This window comes from Serratia sp. CY38905 (assembly GCF_052168875.1).
Lineage (GTDB): Bacteria > Pseudomonadota > Gammaproteobacteria > Enterobacterales > Enterobacteriaceae > Serratia > Serratia sarumanii.
The window spans coordinates 163,442-177,271 of record NZ_JBJNLV010000006.1 but is presented as its reverse complement, the minus strand read 5'-3'; the positions used below and the strand labels follow the sequence as shown (position 1 = coordinate 177,271).

Sequence of the window (13,830 nt, the reverse complement as noted above, 5' to 3'; positions counted from 1 at the left end):
GGCTTTTTTGTTCCCGCTCTCTCCCCCTTATGCCACAGACCTTCTCTTTCTTTCATCTTAAACTTTCAAAATAAAATATTTATCTTTCAAATTGTGATCTATTTAAAACAAATGGCCCAACAAAGTGACTACTGTAAGGCCCATGGCGACAGAGCCGCCGTTCGCTCCAGGCCATATCAGTCCATTACAGGAGAACATAATGATTGAGCTAATCACCCACGGCGCCGAGTGGTTTATCGGCCTGTTTCAGAAAGGCGGTGAAGTGTTTGTCGGCATGGTGACCGGCATTTTACCTTTGTTGATCAGCCTGTTGGTTATCATGAACGCGCTGATCAAATTTGTTGGCCAGGAACGTATCGAACGATTGGCGCAGCGCTGCGCGGGCAACCCCGTGTCGCGTTATCTGCTGCTGCCGCTGATCGGCACCTTTGTCTTCTGCAACCCGATGACCCTCAGCCTGGGGCGCTTCATGCCGGAGAAATACAAGCCGAGCTACTACGCGGCGGCCTCCTACAGCTGCCACTCGATGAACGGCCTGTTCCCGCACATCAATCCGGGCGAACTGTTCGTTTACCTCGGCATCGCCAGCGGCCTGACCACCCTCGGCCTGCCGCTCGGCCCGCTGGCGGTGAGCTATTTCCTGGTGGGGCTGTTCACCAACTTCTTCCGCGGCTGGGTCACCGATCTCACCACCAGCCTGTTCGAACGCAAGATGGGCATCCGTCTGGATCGCCAGGTGCAACTTTAATTCGTGGAGTGCAGCATGAGTGCTTATATCCGTATTGAAAAAGGCGCCAGCGGCTGGGGCGGCCCCCTGGAGCTGCCGATAGAGCCCGGCAAGAAAGTGGTGTACATCACCGCCGGCACCCGACCTTCGATCGTCGATCGCCTCAGCGAATTGACTGGCTGGCCGGCCGTCGACGGCTTCAAAGAAGGTGAACCGCCGGCGGAAGAGATCGGGGTGGCGGTGATCGACTGCGGCGGCACCCTGCGCTGCGGCCTGTATCCGAAACGCCGCATTCCGACGGTCAACATCCACGCCACCGGCCAGTCCGGCCCGCTGGCGCAGTTTATCCTCGAAGACATCTATGTCTCCGGCGTGCGCGACCACAACATCAGCCGAATCGAAGCGGCAGATAGCCAACCCGCCGCCACCGTTGCAGCGCAGCCCAAGGCGCGCGACTACGACACCAGCAAGAAGATCACCGAGCAAAGCGACGGGCTGCTGGCGAAGGTCGGCATGGGCATGGGATCGGTGGTGGCGGTGTTCTTCCAGGCCGGGCGCGACACCATCGACACCGTGCTGAAGACCATCCTGCCGTTTATGGCGTTCGTCTCGGCCTTGATCGGCATCATCATGGCCTCCGGCCTCGGGGACTTTATCGCTCACGGCCTGACGCCGCTGGCCAACAGCCCGATCGGCCTGGTGACGCTGGCGCTGATCTGCTCATTCCCGCTGCTGTCGCCGTTCCTCGGCCCCGGCGCGGTCATCGCCCAGGTGATCGGCGTGCTGGTCGGGGTGCAGATCGGCCTCGGCCATATTCCGCCGCAGCTGGCGCTGCCCGCGCTGTTCGCCATCAACGCGCAGGCCGCCTGCGACTTCATTCCGGTCGGCCTGTCGCTGGCGGAAGCCAAGCAGGACACCGTGCGGGTCGGTGTGCCTTCGGTGCTGGTCGGCCGCTTCCTGACCGGCGCGCCGACGGTGTTGATCGCCTGGGCCGCCTCGGCCTTCATTTATCAATAAGCTGATTTCCAGGGAGACGTTTATGCACACCATTTTTCACACCACCATCACGCAGATCGGCGGCTGCGCCCGCGACGCGTTGCTGGACAACATGCTGATCACCTTCCGTGAAGGCGCGCCGGCGGATATCGAAGAGTTCTGCTTCATCCACCGCCACGGCGCGACCGCCGGCGAGCTGCAGGTCGGCGGCGTGATGGAACTGGCGCAGCGGCGCTACGCCATCACCGCCGTCGGCAGCGTCGCCACGCAGAATCTGCGCGAGCTGGGCCACATCACCGTGCGCTTCGACGGCGAAGCCGAAGCCGAATTCCCCGGCTCGATCCACGTATCCGGCCCGACGCCGACCGATATCCCGTTGGGCAGCACGCTGTCATTTATCGCATAAGGAGTAGACCATGTCTGAAGTAGCTGTAGTGATTGGCGGCGGCCAAACGTTAGGCGCCTTTTTGTCCCACGGGCTGGCGCAGGCCGGTTATCGGGTAGCGGTGGCCGATCTGAACGCCGACAACGCCAATCAGGTGGCACAGCAGATCAACGAAGCGTTTGGCGCAGGCAGCGCCTGTGGTTTTCAGGCCGACGCCACCGACGAGCAGAGCGTGATCGCGCTGGCGGCGGCGGTTGACCGGGCGTTCGGCCAGGCCAACCTGCTGGTGTACAGCGCCGGCATCGCCAAGGCGGCACCGATCACCGATTTTCCGCTGGGCGACTTCGATCGCTCGCTGCAGGTGAACCTGGTGGGTTATTTCCTCTGCGCCCGCGAGTTCTCGCGCCTGATGATCCGCGACGGCATCGCCGGGCGCATCATTCAGATCAACTCCAAGTCCGGCAAGGTCGGCAGCAAGCACAACTCCGGCTACAGCGCCGCCAAGTTCGGCGGCGTGGGGCTGACGCAGTCGCTGGCACTCGATCTGGCGGAGTACGGCATTACCGTGCATTCGCTGATGCTCGGCAACCTGCTGAAGTCGCCGATGTTCCAGTCGCTGCTGCCGCAGTACGCACAAAAACTGGGCATCGCGCCGGACCAGGTGGAGCAGTACTACATCGACAAGGTGCCGCTGAAGCGCGGCTGCGACTACCAGGACGTGCTGAACACCCTGCTGTTCTACGCCAGCGACAAGGCCTCTTACTGCACCGGCCAATCGATCAACATCACCGGCGGCCAGGTGATGTTCTGACGCCATCGACGCCCCCTTCGGCGAAAGGGGGCCTAAGGAGAACCCCATGACTCAAGCTCTGATCGCCTTCGCGCTGCTGGCCTGGCTGCTGCAAATCGCCTTTGGCTGGTGGCAACTGCAGCGCTTCAACCGCGCCTTCGACGGCCTGTGCCGGCTGGGCGCCGTCGGCGTCGGCCGTTCCGGCGGCCGTTTCCGCCCGCGAGTGGTGCTGGCGCTGGCCTTCGACGCCGAGCGACGGGTGTGCGGCAGCCTGTTGCTGCGCGGCCTGACCGTTTTCGCCCGGCCCCGCCCGCTGCCTCGATTGCACGGTTTGCATCAGCGGGATTTGCGCCCGGATGTGATCTTCCCCGAGGATCGCGCATGCCAGTCTGCACTAACGTTAGCGATTGAACCCAAATCGTGATATTTTCACATTAAAAGACATTACCTTTCATAGTGAATTATTCAGCGAGGGGAAATGCCCAACTCTTGTGAACGGGAATCGCGATGAAACCAAAGCAGCGGCAGGCCGCTATCCTTGAATATCTGCAGCGGCACGGCAAAACGGCAGTGGATGCCCTGGCCGAGCATTTCTCCACCACCGGCACCACCATCCGCAAGGATCTCACCCTGCTGGAAGAAGAAGGCGAGGTGATCCGCACCTACGGCGGCGTGGTGCTCAGCCGCGACGACGGCGATCAGCCGATCGACCGCAAAACCCATATCAACACCGAGAAAAAACGCCACATCGCCAGCGCCGCCGTGGCGCTGATCGCCGACGGCGACTCGCTGATCTTCGACGCCGGCAGCACGGTGCTGCAGATGGTGCCGCACCTGGCGCAGTTCAATAACATCACGGTGATGACCAACAGCCTGACCATCGTCAACGCGCTGGTGGAGCTGGACAACGATCAGACCATCCTGATGCCCGGCGGCACCTACCGCAAAAAATCGGCCTCGTTCCACGGCAGCCTGGCCGAATCGGCGTTTCAGCAGTTCAGCTTCGACAAGCTGTTTATCGGCGCGGACGGCGTCGATCTCAACGCCGGCGTCACCACCTTCAACGAAGTGCACAACGTCAGCAAAGCGATGTGCGAAGCCGCCGGCCGCATTATTCTGTTGGTAGACTCCTCGAAATTCGGCCGCAAGAGCCCGAACGTGGTGTGCGAACTCAGCGCCGTCGACACGCTGATCACCGACCGAGACATCAACCCCGATTACCTCGCCGCGCTGCAGGCGAAAGGCATCAATATCCTTCTGGTAGGAGACCCCGATGAGTAACGCCAACGCCCTGCTCGCCTTCGCCCGCGAAACGCTGGAGATCGAGCTGACCGAAGCGCAACGCCTGCTGGCGCGCCTGGACGACAACTTCGTCTGCGCCTGCGAACTGCTGCTGAACTGCCGTGGCAAAGCGGTGATTTCCGGCATCGGCAAATCCGGCCATATCGGCAAGAAAATCGCCGCGTCGCTGGCCAGCACCGGCACGCCGTCGTTCTTCGTGCACCCGGCGGAGGCGCTGCACGGCGATCTCGGCATGATCGGCGCCGACGACGTGGTGGTGTTCATCTCCTACTCCGGCCGCGCCAAAGAGCTGGATCTGATCCTGCCGCTGCTGGCGGAGAACGGCATTCCGGTGATCGCCGTCACCGGCGGCAAAGAGTCGCCGCTGGCGCAGGCCGCCGCCTGCGTGCTGGATATCGGCGTCGAGCGCGAAGCCTGCCCGATGGGGCTGGCGCCGACCTCCAGCGCGGTCAACACCCTGATGATGGGCGATGCCCTGGCGATGGCGCTGATGCGCCAGCGCGGTTTCAACGCGGAAGATTTCGCCCGCTCGCACCCGGGCGGTAGCCTGGGGGCGCGCCTGCTGAACCGCGTGCATCACCTGATGCGCACCGGCGATCGCCTGCCGCGCGTGAGCGAAAGCGCCAACGTGATGGAAGCGATGCTGGAGCTGAGCCGCACCGGGCTCGGGTTAGTGGCGGTCTGCGACGCGCAACAACGGGTGGTGGGCGTGTTTACCGACGGCGACCTGCGCCGCTGGCTGGTGAAGGGCAACAGCCTGCAGGATCCGCTCAGCCCGGCAATCACCCGCCCGGGCTATCGGCTGCCGGAGCAGTGGCGCGCCGGCGAGGCGCTGGAAGCGCTGCACGAACAGCACATCAGCGCGGCCCCGGTGGTCGATATGGACGGCGTGCTGGTAGGGGCGCTCAACCTGCACGATCTGCATCAGGCCGGCATCGGCTGATCAACGCCGGGGGCGCCGTCACCGGCGCCCCCGGTCAGATCATTTCCAGTCGGGATTGTTCTCGAACTGCTGCTTCAGCAGCGCTTTCATGTCATCATCCGGCTTGCCGAGCCACTGATACTTGGCGTATTTCTTCGGATGGTCGACGGCTTCCGGCCGGTCTTCCACCGCCACTCGCACGCCCCAGGCCTGGGATTTGTCCGCGCTGAACGCCACGATCAAAAAGTTGTTGCCGCAGTCGTGCGGCTTGCACAGGTTGCCGACCAGATACTCTTTGCCCTTCCAGCTCAGGTTCTGCGCCGGCGTCGAGGTGCCGACGCCCTTACGCGCCCAGCCCGGCATCCGCGCCTGGCCTTTCACCATGTTTTGCCAGCTGGCCTGATACCCCGGCTGCTGAATCAAATCCGACGTGGTGACGATCTGCTGAGCAAAGCTGCCCGCGCTGAAGCTGAGCAGTGCGCCGAAGAGGGCGCAAAGCAGCGCCTGGTGTCCCGTCATAGTCCTTCTCCCTAGGTTAAATCAGATTTCGCCCGTCAAACCGGGCCTGAACTAGTCAGACCACGGTTGCGGCAAAAAGTTGACTCACCACCAGGCGTGGAAATGATGCACCGGCCCGATGCCGTGCCCCACTTCCAGCGTGTCCGCCTGTTGCAGCGCTTGTTGCAGGTAGTCCTTGGCGGCGGCTACCGTAGCCGCCCAGTCGGCATGGCGCGGGCGCAGCGCCGCCAGCGCGGCCGAGAGCGTGCAACCGGTGCCGTGGGTGTGGCGGGTGGCGACGCGCGGCGCGGTAAAGCGCTGCTCGCCTTCGGCAGTAAACAGCCAGTCCGGGCTCTCGCTTTCGCTCAGGTGGCCGCCCTTCATCAGCACCGCCCGGCAGCCCATCGCCAGCAGCGCCCGCCCCTGCTCGCGCATCTGCGCTTCATCTTCCGCCGGCGCGCACGCCAGCAGCGCCGCCGCTTCCGGCAGGTTCGGCGTAATGATCGACACCAGCGGCAACAGCTCGCGCCGAATAGACGCCACCGCCTCCGGCGCCAACAACGGATCGCCGCTTTTCGCCAGCATCACGGTGTCCAGCACCACGAACTCCGGCCGGTAATGGCGCAGCCGTTCGGCCACCGCCTGCACAATGTCGGCGTTGGCCAGCATGCCGATCTTGACGCTGTCGATGCGCACGTCGCTGAACACCGAGTCCAGCTGCGCGGCGACGAACGCCGGATCGATGTAATACACCGACTGCACGCCGCGGGTATTCTGCGCCACCAGCGCGGTGATCACCGAGGTGCCGTAGGCGCCGAGCGCCGAGAAAGCCTTCAAATCGGCCTGAATGCCGGCGCCGCCGCTGGGATCGGTGCCAGCGATGGTCAGGGCGTTAATGCGTTTCATCACAGATCCTCCCCGCGCAGCTGATACAGGGCGTCGAGGAACGCCGGCGTAAAGCTGCCCGGCCCGGTGGCCTGTCTGGCCGCGAGGCCGCCGCAGTGGGACATCACCCGGCAGGCGGTCGCCACGTTGTCCAGGCGATCGCCCGGCAGGGCGCAAAACGCTGCCACGACCGCCGACAGCGCGCAGCCGGTGCCCACCACCCGCGTCATCAGCGGGGAACCGCCTTCGATCGCCCAATCGCGTTGGCCGTCGGTGACGTAATCCACCGCGCCGGTGACCGCCACCACCGCGCCGCTGCGCTGCGCCAGCTCACGCGCGGCGGGCAATGCCGCCAGCGAATCGTCGCCGCTGTCCACGCCGCGGCCGCTGGCCAGCAACCCGCTGAGCGCCATGATTTCCGAGGCGTTGCCGCGTATCGCCGCCGGTTTCTCGTCCAGCAGCTGTTTAGCAAAGGCGGTGCGGTAGGAGAGCGCGCCGACCGCCACCGGATCCAGCGTCCAGGGCTTGCCGGCCTGATTGGCGGCGGCCACCGCCGCCCGCATCGATTCGGCGCGCAGCGCATTGAGGGTACCGACGTTGATCAGCAGGCCGTCGGCCAGCGCGCTGAACTGCGCCGCCTCTTGCGGCTCCACCACCATCGCCGGGGAGGCACCGAGCGCCAATAGCACGTTGGCGGTCAGCGATTGCACCACTTCGTTGGTCAGGCAGTGGATCAGCGGAGGCCGCTGTTGGAATTGGGTCAGACAGGCCGCGGCGCGCGCGCCAGGTAGTGCATCAGGTCGAGCGATCATATTCCTCCCAACCGGCGTTCAAGAAGGCGGCGCCGGCTGGGCGGCCGTGACTTCCCTACGCTGGCATTATCCAGATCAGGTAATACGGGTATTTCTCAGCCTTCACGTAGAAGGGCACCCCGAGTCATGAAAATCAATAGGTTGTGATCAACGTTGCGTTAATCCCTGCAGGGGATCATGCCAGTGGCGGCGCGGACAAACAAGCGAATAAATTGCCCGGCGGGCATACGCCACGCAATGCGCTATAGTGAGCACAAACCACCGGGAGATGCCATGCAGATAAGACCCTACCAAGAAACCGATCGCCCCTTCCTGCGCACGCTGTACCTGGCGTCGCGCAAGGCGGCGTTCGGCTGGCGCGATACCTCAAACTATCAGTTGGAAGATTTCGACGGCGCGACGCTGGGCGAAGCGATTTGGGTGGCGGAAGACGGCGGCGTGCTGCTGGGATTCGTCTCCATCTACCGCGAAGACAACTTCATTCATAACCTGTATGTCGATCCCCATCAGCCGCCGCGCGGCGTCGGCAGTGCGCTGCTGCAGGCGGCGGAAGCTACCTTCACCGCCACCGGCTCGCTGAAATGCCTGGTGAAGAATGAAAAGGCGCTGGCGTTCTACCGCAAACACGGCTGGCGCATCATCTCTACCGGCAACGACGGCGAAGAAGATTATTACCTGCTGCATTCGCCGGCCCGCTAACGCCGCCTTTCCCGTCACAGAACTCATTAATGATAATGGATTTCATTATCACTTAAGCATACCCTTCCTTGTCTCTCTCAATGAACTTTGCAAGGAAGGTTATGCAACATCAAACGGATACACGCTTCCCCGATGCCGCGGCGGCGGACTACGATCGCCGTATTCTGACCCTGGTGCCCGGCTATCAGTTTGCTCAGGCGCTGCTGACGGCGACGCTCGCGCAGACGCTGCCGAATGACGCCACGCTGTTGCTGGCCGGCTGCGGCACCGGCAGCGAACTGTCGGCGCTGGCCGCCGCCAACGCCAGCTGGCGTTTCAGCGCCGTGGAACCCTCCGCCGGCATGCTGGCGGCCGCGCGCGCCAAGGCCGAAGCCGCGGGTTACGCACAACGGGTGAGCTTCCAGCCCACCTTGCTGCAACAAGCGCCGCAAACCCGCCACGACGCGGCGGTGTGCTCATTGGTGCTGCACTTTATCGCCGACGATGGCGCCAAACTGGACTTCCTGCAGCAGCTGGCGCAGCGCCTTTCCCCCGCTGCACCGCTGCTGCTGTTCGACTATCAACCGGATGGCCTGCCCACCAGCCACTACCAACACTGGCTGCAAAGCGCCGGGCACTCGGCGGCGCAGGCGCAGGAGGTGATCGAACGCACCCGCCGCAACTGGCACCCGATGGCGGCGGCGCGCAGCCGTCTTCTTTTGGCGGAAAGCGGCTTCACCATGCCTCAGCAATTGTGCGGTGCGCTGGGCTTCCAGCTTTCACTGCTCCACCGCCGCCGTTGAGCCCGGCATGCCGCGCAGCGTCAGCCGCCAAAACAGCAGCGCGCTCAGGCTGACGCCCGCCCCCAGCCAGCAGACGCCGCTCCAGCCCGCCCAGGCATACATATGGGTGCCGGCAAAGGCGCCCAACCCGCTACCGACGGCGTAAAACAGCATGTAGCAGCCCACCAGCCGGCTGTGCGACTGCGGGTGCGCGCTGAAGATCATGCTCTGGTTCAGCACGTGGATCGCCTGGCCCGCCAGATCCAGCAGCACGATGCCCGCCACCAGCCAAACCAGGCCGCTGCCGAGTAAACCGAGCGGCAGCCAGGCCAGCGTCAGCAGCAGCAGACACACGCCGCTGGCCACCTGCCCCAGCCCGCGATCCGCCAGATGCCCGGCGCGCACCGCCGCCAGCGCGCCCACCGCGCCGACCAGGCCGAACGCCCCCACCGCGGCATGGGTGAAGTTGAACGGCGCCTGGCTCAGCGGCAACACCAGCGAACTCCAAAAGAGGCTGAAAGCGCCGAACATCAGCAGCGCCAACATGCCGCGAATTTGCAGCGTGCGGTCATGTAGCAGCAGGGTCAGCATTGAACGCAGCAGCGCGGGATAGCTCAGCGTACTGGGAGCGGTGCGCGGCGCAGGTAGCAGGCGCGACAGGATCGGCAGCAATACCAGCGTCACCCCGGCAGAGAAGAAGTACACCGTGCGCCAGCCGCCGACATCCGCCAGCACGCCGGACAGGGTGCGCGCCAGCAGCAACCCCAACACCACTCCGCCCTGCGCCGCACCAACCACCCGCCCGCGCTCCTGCGGCGCCGCCAGTGCTGCGGCGAAAGCGATCAGCCCCTGCGTCATGGCGGTACCCAATAAGCCTACCAGCAACATCCCCGCCAGCAGCCAGGGCGCGCTGTGCGCCCAGCCCACCAGCAGCAGCGCGCCGATCAGCCCCAGCTGTTGCCCCGCCAGCAACCAATGCCGGTTCAGCCGATCCCCGAGCGGCACCACCAACAGCAGCGCCAGCGCGCAGCCCAGTTGGGTCACGCTGATCACCATGCCGACCGCCGCCAGGCTGATGGAAAAATCATGGGCGATGGCGTCCAGCAGCGGCTGCGCATAGTAAACGTTGGCCACGCTAAAGGCGCTGGCGGCGGCCAGCAGCAGCACCAGAGGGGCCGGCAGGCGCCCCAGCGCCGCACAGGGGGGATCCAGCAGTTTGTCGCTCATCGCATACCTCAATCTGGTTTCATTATTAAACCCAATGAACTTTAGGCGCAGAGGTTTTATAATGCAACCAGAATGTGCAGCTGGAGATAACCGTCGTGAAACGTAAAAGCCTGGAAGACGCGCCGTGCCCGGTGGCGCGCACGCTGGATGTGATTGGCGACTGGTGGTCGCTGCTGATCGTGCGCGACGCCTTCGACGGCGTCACCCGCTTCAGCGAATTTCAAAAAGGGCTGGGGATGGCGAAGAACATCCTTGCCACCCGCCTGCGCGCGCTGGTGACGCACGGCGTGCTGGAAATCGTGCCCGCCGCAGACGGCAGCGCCTATCAGGAATATGTGCTGACCGAGAAAGGCCGCGCGCTGTTTCCGGTGATCGTCGGCCTGCGCCAGTGGGGCGAAGATCATCTGTTCGCCGAGGGAGAAGCGCACTCAACGCTGGTGGAAAGCGACAGCGGCCGCCCCGTCCCGCGCCTGACGCCGATCGGCAGCGCCGGGCAGACGCTCACCCCGCTGAATACCCGGGTGGTGAAGGTGGAGGAACGGTGATGAGAGTTAGTGGCGGTGCCCGCAGCTCACCCGCTGAAAAACCTGGCGGATAAAGAGCCATTCCAGACACCCGGCCAACAGATAAACCGCGCCAAAAACGAGCGCACCAAACCATTCCGTATCGTTAAAATGGAAAAACCCACTGGCGTCAATCAGCCAAGCGGTTTGATTCTGGTTTAGCCTGGGTACAGGAAAAAGCTTTATTGTCAGCACAGCCAGCCCAACAACAGCCAATGCGTTAGCGAGCAACAGGGCAAGTTTTTTCATAGCCTTTCACCTCGATAGTCCCATATGCCTGTAATGTCGTTCCCGGAACTCTGGCTGTTTTCGATTTCAGCAATGCAGCTCGCAGACGATTGAATTCGTTTTGGGAATAAAAGGTTACACATCCTTCGGATAATCCAAGTGGACCGATTGGATGCAACCTGAATTGCCCACGCATAATGCCGTTAATCCATGTTCTATCGTTAACTGTTCCATCATCTCTGTATAAAGCAAACCAACTATTGTGATCTACATTGGTCACAATATCTTTTATGAAAGTAATAGTCTGCGACTTTAAACCACCGGATGGCCGATCCACAATCCAGTAAGTACCGGCTGGTATAGCCCTGTTATTGGGAACATCTGTGCATCCTGGTTGATTTGTATACTGTTTATTGCCAGAAAACACAGAGAACATCCCAACCCCTTGACACAACAGAGTGTTTATTTTGTTTCCATTATGAACTAAAAAGCAGCGAAGCATTTTATTTCCCCCATCCTTTGGCTGAGCACCGATAATATCCAGCAAATAAGATTTTATCTATCTTATTGATTTTGTGAATATTGTTAACTCGTGATGATAGAATCAGCAATGAGTAAGGCCCAATCAGCATTGATGGCGCATGCATCACCTTGAGCTATTACATCTATTCTCTAACAGCTTCCGCAATCCCCTGCAGGTAATGTATAGTCCGCGTTTTACGGAGATCCCATGCTGACTAACTCATCCATTCGTCTGAACAAATACATTAGCGAGAGCGGTATCTGCTCACGCCGCGACGCCGATCGATACATCGAACAGGGCAACGTTTTCATCAACGGTAAACGCGCCACCGTTGGCGCTCAGGTATTTGCCGGCGATGTGGTGAAGGTTAACGGTCAGTTGATCGAACCGCGCAATGAAGAAGATCTGGTGCTGATCGCGCTGAACAAGCCGGTCGGCATCGTCACCACCACCGAAGACGGCGAGCGCGACAACATCGCCGACTTCGTCAACCACAGCAAACGCATTTTCCCGATCGGCCGTTTGGACAAGGATTCGCAGGGGCTGATCTTTCTGACCAACCACGGTGACCTGGTCAACAAGATCCTGCGCGCCGGCAACAATCACGAGAAAGAGTATCTGGTGACGGTCAACAAGCCGGTGACCGACGAGTTTATTCGCGGCATGGGCGCCGGCGTGCCGATGCTGGGCACGGTGACCAAAAAGTGCAAGGTAAAGAAAGAGGCGCCGTTCGTGTTCCGCATCACGCTGGTGCAGGGGCTGAACCGCCAGATCCGCCGCATGTGCGAACACTTCGGCTACGAGGTCACCAAGCTGGAACGCACGCGCATCATGAACGTCAGCCTCAAAGGCTTGCCGCTGGGCGAATGGCGCGATCTGAGCGATGACGAGCTGATCGAGCTGTTCAAACTGATTGAAGGCTCTTCATCCGAGGCCAAACCGGCGAAGAAGGCCCCGGCCAAATCCGCCGCGGCGAAAAAACCGAGTGCCGGCGGCCCCAAAAGCGCCGACAAAGCCGCTGCGCCGGCCGGCCGCAAGCGCTTTACCCAGCCAGGGCGCAAGAAAAAAGGGCGTTAAACGCCCTTTTACCCTCGCTCAGCCCGCACTTGCGTGGGCTTGGCGAGGGCGAAAGCCTGAGCACCACTTAGACGAGTCTGATTGAAAGCGAGGAAAAACTCAGAGGGTAAGAGTCACTATTTTTTTAACAGCGTGGTCTTACCGTCAGGCTCTTGAGCGAAAGTCTTCCCATCCAGACTGATAAAAACTCTTTTATTAACATCACCATTAATAATCATCGCTATATCCTTATAGATACATTTATTCTTGGTATCACCCTCGCTAAGACAATGATAGTCATCAATACTTCCATCATTGCTGCCAGTCGGAGCGGCAACATAGCCGTCAAAATTCATTACGGCAACGGTAAAATGATTCTCGTCCTTGATAATATGATACTTATCCTGAAGTTTATCTTTATTATCATTCCACCAAGATATTTTACCTTCCGTGGTCAGCGGAAGGTATTGAACATAAACAGCAGCACCATCAACCTGCACAACATTAGCCGGCCTGACAAGCACCCAAACCAACCAAAGAGCCGCTACGGCGACCAAAGAAAAGAACGCAACCTTTTTTTTGTTAAGCATAGTTTTCACCTGTCACTATTATTTTCGCGCCAAAGTTGGTGAAAAAGGGTCTAAACGCAAACTCTTTATACCTTTGAAGTACAAACCAAATCCTGAAAAACCCAATAGAATTAAACTTTAATTTACTAATATCTTCTTTATCTAACCCAAAATGATCCTGAGCTTTATAGCTAATCACAGCAGTATATTTATTATCTTGAAAAAACAAAGAATCAATACTGATCTCTGTACTATTGACCTCATGTACACTGACTCCCATTCCATTTATGCAGTCTTCCCAGCGAACATACTTTGGCAAACGGCTCTGTGATAACTGAAGAGTAAATGCATCTTTATTCAACTGATATGAGTTAAAATCAAAGGTATCGAGAACACTTTTAATTCGAATTAGCGTACTATTTTCTGATTTATCGCTCAGTATCAGCCTTTTATAGGCCAAGTCCATTTGAACATCTTGAAAGTCAGTTCCGTTATTGTACTGCATATGATTGAAAAGTTTAACTATCAACCCTTGATAAACGCCAGTAAAAGAAAAGTATCTCGATGCAGCTCTCAGCTCATCAAAAAGCATTGCAACCGCCTTTTCTTTTCCAGCTGCCGGAATATTTCGCGTTGCCGGATGGTCATAGGGCGATTTATAAGTACTCCAATCGATAAACGTTGATACTTGCCCCAAACGATATCGTTGCTTAAGTGTACGTTCATCCATATCGCCATATCGCATATCATCAGCAAAACGGTCGTTAAAAGGCTTCTTGCTGGTGAAAATCGTTAACGGCCTTGTCAAGTCACGCATTGGAAAATCAGTCCCTTGCCCATGCTAAGAAGAACATTAATCATACAGGCAATCCCGCCCTGCTCATATC

At 59.9% G+C, this 13,830-nt stretch carries 19 protein-coding genes and 1 riboswitch; of the genes, 11 read left to right on the top strand and 8 right to left on the bottom strand.

Annotated elements, in window-relative coordinates:
- Window positions 1-199: 199 nt before the first annotated feature.
- From srlA to gutQ, 7 genes are all read left to right on the top strand, one after another.
- Window positions 200-748 carry a PTS glucitol/sorbitol transporter subunit IIC gene (gene srlA, locus ACJ8MK_RS15305; RefSeq protein ID WP_004941528.1) on the top strand — a complete coding sequence of 183 codons (549 nt, stop codon included), beginning with the start codon at window positions 200-202 and terminating at the stop codon, window positions 746-748.
- A gap of 15 nt (window positions 749-763) precedes the next feature.
- Window positions 764-1,744: a PTS glucitol/sorbitol transporter subunit IIB gene (srlE, locus tag ACJ8MK_RS15300; RefSeq protein WP_101427224.1), complete on the top strand. Its 981-nt coding sequence runs from the start codon at window positions 764-766 to the stop codon at window positions 1,742-1,744.
- A gap of 22 nt (window positions 1,745-1,766) precedes the next feature.
- Complete coding sequence (srlB, locus tag ACJ8MK_RS15295; RefSeq protein WP_021504438.1) at window positions 1,767-2,129, top strand: PTS glucitol/sorbitol transporter subunit IIA; 363 nt, start codon at window positions 1,767-1,769, stop codon at window positions 2,127-2,129.
- Window positions 2,130-2,139: 10 nt separating this feature from the next.
- Window positions 2,140-2,919: a sorbitol-6-phosphate dehydrogenase gene (gene srlD, locus ACJ8MK_RS15290; protein WP_033648848.1), complete on the top strand. Its 780-nt coding sequence runs from the start codon at window positions 2,140-2,142 to the stop codon at window positions 2,917-2,919.
- Window positions 2,920-2,965: 46 nt separating this feature from the next.
- Window positions 2,966-3,322: a transcriptional regulator GutM gene (gene gutM / locus ACJ8MK_RS15285; protein ID WP_039568478.1), complete on the top strand. Its 357-nt coding sequence runs from the start codon at window positions 2,966-2,968 to the stop codon at window positions 3,320-3,322.
- A gap of 83 nt (window positions 3,323-3,405) precedes the next feature.
- Complete coding sequence (srlR, locus tag ACJ8MK_RS15280) at window positions 3,406-4,179, top strand: glucitol operon DNA-binding transcriptional repressor SrlR (protein WP_033635559.1); 774 nt, start codon at window positions 3,406-3,408, stop codon at window positions 4,177-4,179.
- The gene (gene gutQ / locus ACJ8MK_RS15275) at window positions 4,172-5,143 is read left to right on the top strand and encodes an arabinose-5-phosphate isomerase GutQ (protein WP_016926691.1); all 972 of its coding nucleotides are present in this window, start codon (window positions 4,172-4,174) and stop codon (window positions 5,141-5,143) included. The genes srlR and gutQ overlap by 8 nt, the downstream gene beginning before the upstream one ends.
- A 39-nt stretch (window positions 5,144-5,182) precedes the next feature.
- On the opposite strand, the gene ACJ8MK_RS15270 is transcribed toward gutQ, so the two are convergent.
- From ACJ8MK_RS15270 to thiM, 3 genes are all read right to left on the bottom strand, one after another.
- Window positions 5,183-5,641 carry an inhibitor of vertebrate lysozyme family protein gene (locus ACJ8MK_RS15270; RefSeq protein WP_442517871.1) on the bottom strand — a complete coding sequence of 153 codons (459 nt, stop codon included), beginning with the start codon at window positions 5,639-5,641 and terminating at the stop codon, window positions 5,183-5,185.
- An 84-nt stretch (window positions 5,642-5,725) separates the two neighbouring features.
- Window positions 5,726-6,526, bottom strand: coding sequence for a bifunctional hydroxymethylpyrimidine kinase/phosphomethylpyrimidine kinase (gene thiD / locus ACJ8MK_RS15265; protein WP_033648851.1), 801 nt, complete (start codon window positions 6,524-6,526; stop codon window positions 5,726-5,728).
- Window positions 6,526-7,317 (bottom strand): hydroxyethylthiazole kinase, encoded by a 792-nt coding sequence (gene thiM, locus ACJ8MK_RS15260; protein ID WP_041036301.1) that lies wholly within the window; start codon window positions 7,315-7,317, stop codon window positions 6,526-6,528. Before thiM ends, thiD begins: the two co-directional genes overlap by 1 nt.
- A 35-nt stretch (window positions 7,318-7,352) precedes the next feature.
- Window positions 7,353-7,449: riboswitch (TPP riboswitch) on the bottom strand.
- A gap of 141 nt (window positions 7,450-7,590) precedes the next feature.
- On the opposite strand from thiM, the gene ACJ8MK_RS15255 reads away from it, so the two are divergent.
- Entirely contained in the window at window positions 7,591-8,016 is a 426-nt protein-coding gene (locus ACJ8MK_RS15255) for a GNAT family N-acetyltransferase (protein ID WP_442517870.1), read from the top strand.
- Window positions 8,017-8,117: 101 nt separating this feature from the next.
- The gene (locus tag ACJ8MK_RS15250; RefSeq protein ID WP_442517869.1) at window positions 8,118-8,798 is read left to right on the top strand and encodes a methyltransferase; all 681 of its coding nucleotides are present in this window, start codon (window positions 8,118-8,120) and stop codon (window positions 8,796-8,798) included.
- Here ACJ8MK_RS15250 and ACJ8MK_RS15245 read toward each other — a convergent pair.
- On the bottom strand, window positions 8,775-10,004 hold the full coding sequence (locus ACJ8MK_RS15245) for an MFS transporter (protein ID WP_442517868.1): 1,230 nt from the start codon (window positions 10,002-10,004) through the stop codon (window positions 8,775-8,777). The two genes, ACJ8MK_RS15250 and ACJ8MK_RS15245, sit on opposite strands and share 24 nt — an antisense overlap.
- Before the next feature lie 95 nt (window positions 10,005-10,099).
- Here ACJ8MK_RS15245 and ACJ8MK_RS15240 point away from each other — a divergent pair, with 95 nt between their 5' ends.
- Window positions 10,100-10,549: a winged helix-turn-helix transcriptional regulator gene (locus ACJ8MK_RS15240; RefSeq protein ID WP_033648951.1), complete on the top strand. Its 450-nt coding sequence runs from the start codon at window positions 10,100-10,102 to the stop codon at window positions 10,547-10,549.
- A 6-nt stretch (window positions 10,550-10,555) separates the two neighbouring features.
- Here the strand turns inward: ACJ8MK_RS15240 and ACJ8MK_RS15235 are convergent, their stop codons facing one another.
- Window positions 10,556-10,816, bottom strand: coding sequence for a DUF1158 family protein (locus tag ACJ8MK_RS15235; protein WP_033655345.1), 261 nt, complete (start codon window positions 10,814-10,816; stop codon window positions 10,556-10,558).
- On the bottom strand, window positions 10,788-11,342 hold the full coding sequence (locus ACJ8MK_RS15230; protein ID WP_442517867.1) for a DUF2778 domain-containing protein: 555 nt from the start codon (window positions 11,340-11,342) through the stop codon (window positions 10,788-10,790). The genes ACJ8MK_RS15235 and ACJ8MK_RS15230 overlap by 29 nt, the downstream gene beginning before the upstream one ends.
- Window positions 11,343-11,525: 183 nt before the next feature.
- On the opposite strand from ACJ8MK_RS15230, the gene rluF reads away from it, so the two are divergent.
- A complete protein-coding gene (gene rluF, locus ACJ8MK_RS15225) occupies window positions 11,526-12,395 on the top strand; it encodes a 23S rRNA pseudouridine(2604) synthase RluF (protein ID WP_039568501.1) in 870 nt (289 codons plus the stop codon).
- Window positions 12,396-12,511: 116 nt separating this feature from the next.
- Here rluF and ACJ8MK_RS15220 read toward each other — a convergent pair whose 3' ends face one another.
- Together ACJ8MK_RS15220 and ACJ8MK_RS15215 are read right to left on the bottom strand one after the other, a co-directional pair.
- Window positions 12,512-12,964 carry a DUF943 family protein gene (locus ACJ8MK_RS15220; RefSeq protein WP_442517866.1) on the bottom strand — a complete coding sequence of 151 codons (453 nt, stop codon included), beginning with the start codon at window positions 12,962-12,964 and terminating at the stop codon, window positions 12,512-12,514.
- Complete coding sequence (locus tag ACJ8MK_RS15215) at window positions 12,957-13,760, bottom strand: DUF3289 family protein (protein WP_101427229.1); 804 nt, start codon at window positions 13,758-13,760, stop codon at window positions 12,957-12,959. The genes ACJ8MK_RS15220 and ACJ8MK_RS15215 overlap by 8 nt, the downstream gene beginning before the upstream one ends.
- Between the last annotated feature and the right edge of the window lie 70 nt (window positions 13,761-13,830).

Coding starts and splice junctions, on each gene's coding strand:
- thiM (WP_041036301.1), bottom strand. CDS start 7,317: ATGATCGCTCGACCTGATGCACTACCTGGCGCGCGCGCCGCGGCCTGT.
- ACJ8MK_RS15255 (WP_442517870.1), top strand. CDS start 7,591: ATGCAGATAAGACCCTACCAAGAAACCGATCGCCCCTTCCTGCGCACG.
- ACJ8MK_RS15250 (WP_442517869.1), top strand. CDS start 8,118: ATGCAACATCAAACGGATACACGCTTCCCCGATGCCGCGGCGGCGGAC.
- ACJ8MK_RS15235 (WP_033655345.1), bottom strand. CDS start 10,816: ATGAAAAAACTTGCCCTGTTGCTCGCTAACGCATTGGCTGTTGTTGGG.
- thiD (WP_033648851.1), bottom strand. CDS start 6,526: ATGAAACGCATTAACGCCCTGACCATCGCTGGCACCGATCCCAGCGGC.
- gutM (WP_039568478.1), top strand. CDS start 2,966: ATGACTCAAGCTCTGATCGCCTTCGCGCTGCTGGCCTGGCTGCTGCAA.
- ACJ8MK_RS15245 (WP_442517868.1), bottom strand. CDS start 10,004: ATGAGCGACAAACTGCTGGATCCCCCCTGTGCGGCGCTGGGGCGCCTG.
- ACJ8MK_RS15215 (WP_101427229.1), bottom strand. CDS start 13,760: ATGCGTGACTTGACAAGGCCGTTAACGATTTTCACCAGCAAGAAGCCT.
- srlE (WP_101427224.1), top strand. CDS start 764: ATGAGTGCTTATATCCGTATTGAAAAAGGCGCCAGCGGCTGGGGCGGC.
- srlR (WP_033635559.1), top strand. CDS start 3,406: ATGAAACCAAAGCAGCGGCAGGCCGCTATCCTTGAATATCTGCAGCGG.
- srlA (WP_004941528.1), top strand. CDS start 200: ATGATTGAGCTAATCACCCACGGCGCCGAGTGGTTTATCGGCCTGTTT.
- srlD (WP_033648848.1), top strand. CDS start 2,140: ATGTCTGAAGTAGCTGTAGTGATTGGCGGCGGCCAAACGTTAGGCGCC.
- ACJ8MK_RS15270 (WP_442517871.1), bottom strand. CDS start 5,641: ATGACGGGACACCAGGCGCTGCTTTGCGCCCTCTTCGGCGCACTGCTC.
- ACJ8MK_RS15220 (WP_442517866.1), bottom strand. CDS start 12,964: ATGCTTAACAAAAAAAAGGTTGCGTTCTTTTCTTTGGTCGCCGTAGCG.
- rluF (WP_039568501.1), top strand. CDS start 11,526: ATGCTGACTAACTCATCCATTCGTCTGAACAAATACATTAGCGAGAGC.
- srlB (WP_021504438.1), top strand. CDS start 1,767: ATGCACACCATTTTTCACACCACCATCACGCAGATCGGCGGCTGCGCC.
- gutQ (WP_016926691.1), top strand. CDS start 4,172: ATGAGTAACGCCAACGCCCTGCTCGCCTTCGCCCGCGAAACGCTGGAG.